The sequence below is a fragment of the Streptomyces niphimycinicus genome (assembly GCF_018883605.1).
Taxonomy (GTDB): Bacteria; Actinomycetota; Actinomycetes; order Streptomycetales; family Streptomycetaceae; genus Streptomyces; species Streptomyces niphimycinicus.
This window is the reverse complement of sequence record NZ_JAHLEM010001289.1, coordinates 1-860: the sequence shown is the minus strand read 5'-3', so window position 1 is coordinate 860 and position 860 is coordinate 1. Positions and strand designations below refer to the sequence as shown.

General features: G+C 77.1%; 1 pseudogene. It reads left to right on the top strand.

Annotated elements, in window-relative coordinates:
* Window positions 1-860, top strand: a pseudogene (locus tag KN815_RS49395) (hypothetical protein); the annotation flags it as partial.

Here is an 860-nt window from a genome sequence, read left to right as displayed (position 1 = left end):
GTGGCGGCCGACTCCCGGCCGCCCGGGGAGGTATCGGCCCGGGTCGGGGACGGCGACGACGGTCGGGCCGAGTCGCGGGCTGCCGCCGACGCCGCCCATAGCGGTCGGGCCGAGTCGCAGGTCGCCACCGATACTCCCGGCGTCACCCACGCCGACACCGGCACCGACGATGCCGCCACCAACACCGACCCCACCGACGACTCCGATTGCTGGGCCCCCGAGCCCGGTGGCGCACCCGGCCGGGATCGCGGTGACCGTTCCCGCCCCGCCCCCCGGCCACTCGGCGACGGGCCGCTGACCGGTGAGGAGTTGGACCGTAACGCCGAGGCGTTGCGGGAGCTTCTCGAGGAGAGCGTGGCCTCCGCCGAGCGGCAGCTCTTCGAGTTGCGGACCGCCGCCGCCGAGGACTCGCGGATTCTGGGCGCGCTCGGTGACGGGGGGCTGCTGCCGCCCAGCCCCGATGTGCTGGCGGCCGTCGAATTCCTCGGCGAGCACGGCATCCCCGCCCTCCCCGGCTGGCGTTACCTCGCCCAGGCCGTTGACCCGGTCGACCACGCCGCCGTGCTCGCGGCCCGCCCCGAGCTGGTGGACGGCGTCGTCATCACCGACCCCGACACCCACGCCCGCGCCCGTGCGGTGCTCGCGCAGGCGTCGCTGCTGCCGCGGTCCGCCGTGGCCGTCGGGACGTCCGCCGCGCTGCTCGCGCCGACGCCCGCTCCCGGCACCGAGGACAGCGGGGTCTTCCTCGTGCCGCCGAACCCGGCGATGCACGACGAGCGCGCCGCCGACGACGAGCGGCGCGAGCTGCGGGCCCGCGCCACCGAGCGGGACGAGGAGATCAGGGCGCTCGCCGCCCGGCT